6 protein-coding genes and 1 riboswitch are annotated in these 3,536 nt (G+C 63.9%); of the genes, 2 read left to right on the top strand and 4 right to left on the bottom strand.

All coding sequences use genetic code 11. From position 1 onward, the window contains the following. A partial coding sequence (locus AC1D2K_RS32025; protein WP_478094132.1) for a cytochrome b/b6 domain-containing protein occupies window positions 1–338 on the bottom strand: 338 nt, incomplete at its 3' end. A gap of 81 nt (window positions 339–419) precedes the next feature. Continuing rightward, window positions 420–695 carry a PepSY domain-containing protein gene (locus AC1D2K_RS32020; protein ID WP_478094130.1) on the bottom strand — a complete coding sequence of 92 codons (276 nt, stop codon included), beginning with the start codon at window positions 693–695 and terminating at the stop codon, window positions 420–422. Between the two features lie 65 nt (window positions 696–760). Here AC1D2K_RS32020 and AC1D2K_RS32015 point away from each other — a divergent pair, with 65 nt between their 5' ends. Next, window positions 761–1,360, top strand: coding sequence for an SRPBCC family protein (locus tag AC1D2K_RS32015; RefSeq protein WP_478094129.1), 600 nt, complete (start codon window positions 761–763; stop codon window positions 1,358–1,360). Window positions 1,361–1,690: 330 nt separating this feature from the next. Here the strand turns inward: AC1D2K_RS32015 and mntP are convergent, their stop codons facing one another. Then, complete coding sequence (gene mntP, locus AC1D2K_RS32010) at window positions 1,691–2,263, bottom strand: manganese efflux pump MntP (protein WP_478094127.1); 573 nt, start codon at window positions 2,261–2,263, stop codon at window positions 1,691–1,693. Window positions 2,264–2,283: 20 nt separating this feature from the next. Continuing rightward, window positions 2,284–2,445, bottom strand: a riboswitch (yybP-ykoY riboswitch). Between the two features lie 132 nt (window positions 2,446–2,577). Next, a complete protein-coding gene (locus AC1D2K_RS32005) occupies window positions 2,578–2,988 on the bottom strand; it encodes a MerR family transcriptional regulator (protein ID WP_478094125.1) in 411 nt (136 codons plus the stop codon). A gap of 65 nt (window positions 2,989–3,053) precedes the next feature. Between AC1D2K_RS32005 and AC1D2K_RS32000 the strand changes: the two genes are divergently transcribed. Then, the gene (locus tag AC1D2K_RS32000) at window positions 3,054–3,404 is read left to right on the top strand and encodes a mercuric transporter MerT family protein (protein ID WP_478094123.1); all 351 of its coding nucleotides are present in this window, start codon (window positions 3,054–3,056) and stop codon (window positions 3,402–3,404) included. Window positions 3,405–3,536: the final 132 nt, after the last annotated feature.

The raw sequence follows: 3,536 nt of genomic DNA, 5'->3' as shown, positions 1-3,536 counted from the left end.
AGCCATGCATGTATGTCTTGCAAGCGCTCGTCGCCCCAGAAGGTGTCGAGGCGGCTCATCCACCCAGTGAGCCCAAGAAGCAATACGAGCGACCAAAGCAGCCACACCATCCACAGCCCGAGGGGGTCGTGGCCGATGCAACGCGGCGCGCGGGCGCGAACATAGGCGAGCGTCGCGGTCGCGGAGGGCTTGAGGGCGGCGAGACTGCCATGCCCCTTGGCAAGCACCGCCCACAGCAGGCGCGTGACTACCACGCCGGCCGCTGCGTAGCCTGCGGCGCGATGTACTTGACCGCCGTCGTCCTGAATCGAGCAGAAGATGACCAGTGCGGCCAGCATCCAATGATGAAGGCGGACGGCGACGTCCCAGACCAGGGCACTGCTTCGCGTTGGATCCGCGTTGCCCGAAGTCGGCATAGACTACTTTTCGATCTCGCTCTTCACCGGCTCGAGTGTCTTGGCGTCATAGTAGATCTCGACCTTCTTGCCGGCCTTGTTTCTGCCGTAGATCTCATAGCAGTTGCCGTCGACCTTGAACTTGGAGATCGTGTAACCCTGTGCCTCGATGCTGGCCTTGGCATCGGTTTCCGACATCCATTCGGATTTCGGATAGACCTTGCAGTTCGCCTTGGCGAAGGCAGGCGCCGATGCGAAAGCGGAGAGGCTGAGAACGACGGCGAAGGTAATTTTCTTCATCGATTTTTCCTGGCTCAGTGAACGATTCCAAAAGCTTAGCATTGGTTCGTCATCGCCGACCGGCAATGACGAACGCGCGTCTCTTTGCATGGTGCAGAGGCATCGCCTTGTTGCTGGCGGCGGGCGCGCTGCTGACGTTGCATGGGCCTGTGGGGGCACAGGAGGTGCTCGTCGAGACGACCGGCAAGGGTGATCTCATCACCGTCGCCGCGTCGGCCGAACTGCAGGCTGACGCTGGGACGGTGTGGGGCACGATTTCGGACTACGACCACCTCGCCGAATTCATTCCGGACATCCACAGTTCACGCGTGATCCAGCGCGAAGGCAACAAGCTCCTGGTTGAGCAGACCGGCCAGATCGGCTTCCTGATCTTCCAGCAGTCCGTGCAGGTGACACTGGAGGTGCACGAGTCGCCGCAGCGGCGCATCGTGGCGCACGCTGTGGGCGGCAACCTGAAGGAGATGGAGGGCAGCTACGCATTGGAGAACCTGCCGTCGGGAGGGGTACGCCTCACATATTCCGGGCGTCTGGTGCCAGGGTTCGCCGTGCCGCCGGTCATCGGCGCTCTTGTTGTGCGCAACCTGCTGTCGAAGCAATTCACGGCGTTGGTGCGCGAGATCGTCCGACGCGACCTGGCGGCACGCGGGGCGCCGCGGGCGCCATAGCGAGCGAGGGCGTCGAGCCGTCCGCCGGCCTCCGGGTCGGCGGGCCGGCAAGGGCTTGCCGACGGCGGCGTAGAGCTCCGATACCGGGACCACGCGGCCGTGCAGCGGCAGGATGCGATCGACCTTCAGTCCGAACCCCTCGATGTTGGAGATCAGGTTGAGGTTGTTCGCGTTCGGCACCGCCGGCGGCGGCGAGTTCGGCGCACCGGGCGTGAAGGCATCCGCCTGGATCAGCAGTCTGTCGTTGTCTAGAGACCTGCAATCGGCACCACGCTGGTTTCGTCCGGGAGATCGATCAGGATGACGAACCGCGCGACGTCACAGGCGTCTTCATGCGATCGCCGTGAGGTGTTCGTAGAGGATGAAAGACCCAATGCCGATGAGCAGCACGCCACCAATGGCTTCCGCCCAACGGCCAGCGAGGTTGCCAAGCAGCCGCCCGACCATCACGCCGACGGTGACCATGGCGAAGGTCGCAAAGCCGATGGCGGCGGCCACCGGGAGGATGTTCACGTCCAGGAAGGCCAGGCCGACACCCACGGCCATGGCATCGATGCTGGTCGCGAAGCCGGTGATGGCCAGGAGCCAGAATCCGTGGCGGGTCGGCTTCTCGGCCTCGGCCTCGTCGGGCGCCTGGAGCGCCGCCACGAGCATGCGAATGCCCAGCACGCTCAGCAAGGTGAAGGCGATCCAGTGGTCCCAGTCCTTGACGTATCCGGACGCGGCATAGCCGAGCGCCCAGCCGACCAGCGGCGTGATGGCCTCGATGACGCCGAAGATGGCGCCGGTTCGCAAGGCCTCGGACCAGCGGGGTTTCTGCAGGGCGGTGCCCTTGCCGACGGCGGCGGCAAAGGCATCGGTCGACATGGCGAGGGCCAGCAACGCGGTGGAAGCGAGATTCATGTGAGGGTCGTTCTTCTACGGTCGGGCGAGAGCGCAAGGGCACGCCTCCGCTGCCCGACCTGCGTCGCGGGGACATGCCGATGGTCTCGCCAACCGAAGAACGGTTGCCGGCGCCACGGCATGCGAGACGCCGAGTGTGTTGACGCAGGCGCTTCCAGAAACGAAAGCCGGCTACTCCCCAAGGGAACCCTAAGTATAGGGACCGAAGCTGACCGTCTGCTCTCTCCGATGCCGACCTTTCCCCAACTGCGCGCCCTGCTTGCGCAGAAGGAAAGGTCCAGATCGGCGGTCGCCAACCGGGGCGGGAGCCTGGCTTAGCTACCGATCTCTTCTGAACGCATCAGCGCTTCGATCAGCGGGCAGCTGACTTTGCGCTTGGACGTCGAGCATTGACTGACCAAGTCCTCGAGTGCCGAAGCGAGTACCTGCAAGGCCTGGATGCGCTGTCGTACGTCTGCCAGCTTGTGCTCACCGATGCGACGTGCGGTGGAGCACGCTTGCCCCTCATCGAGCGACAGAAGAGCTCGAACGTCGTCGAGCGAGAAGCCCAGCGACTGTGAGCGTTTGATGAACCGAAGACGCGTCAGCGCCGTCTGCGAGTACCGCCCGATCCTGCCGCTTGGGCGCTCCGGTGCAGCCAGCAGACTCCGGCGCTGATAGTACCGAACGGTTTCGACGTTGACGCCCGCAGCAGCTGCCAGCTGCCCGATAGTCATCTGTTCCATAGTGGGCTTGACTCCGTACTCAGGTACGGACCTAGACTAACATCAATCAAGCAAAAGGAGCTTTCGTGTCAAGCCCATGGACCACCCCCGGCTCACTGTTGGCCGGCGCCGCCGCGGCCATCGGAGCATCAGCGTGCTGCGCCGGTCCGTTGCTGCTGGTGGTGCTCGGTGTCGGCGGTGCATGGGGCTCTCGCCTGGTGGCCCTGGAGGCCTATCAGCCATTCTTCATGGCAGCCGCGATTGGCTTCTTTGGCTATGCCTTCCACAGGCTTTACCGCGAGCCCGAGGCGTGCGCTCCCGGCGAGGCATGCGCCGGTTCCGCCGTGCGTCGACGGCAGCGTGTCGTTTTCTGGATCGTCGCGCTTGTTGCCGCTGCACTGATGGCTTTTCCGCTCTACGCGCCGGTTTTCTATTGAGGTGAGCTCATGAAATTGTTTGCTCTCTTGTTGGTCACAGCGGTAACGTCGTCCGGGGCGCTGGCTGCCGGCGCTCGCACCGCAACGCTGGATGTCTCCCACATGGACTGCGCTGTCTGCCCTATCACGGTC

It is taken from the genome of Variovorax sp. P1_H12_2 (genome assembly GCF_056405335.1).
Note: the sequence above shows the minus strand (reverse complement) of the source record. Positions and strands in the feature narration are given on the sequence as shown.

Coding starts and splice junctions, on each gene's coding strand:
- AC1D2K_RS32020 (WP_478094130.1), bottom strand. CDS start 695: ATGAAGAAAATTACCTTCGCCGTCGTTCTCAGCCTCTCCGCTTTCGCA.
- AC1D2K_RS32015 (WP_478094129.1), top strand. CDS start 761: ATGACGAACGCGCGTCTCTTTGCATGGTGCAGAGGCATCGCCTTGTTG.
- mntP (WP_478094127.1), bottom strand. CDS start 2,263: ATGAATCTCGCTTCCACCGCGTTGCTGGCCCTCGCCATGTCGACCGAT.
- AC1D2K_RS32005 (WP_478094125.1), bottom strand. CDS start 2,988: ATGGAACAGATGACTATCGGGCAGCTGGCAGCTGCTGCGGGCGTCAAC.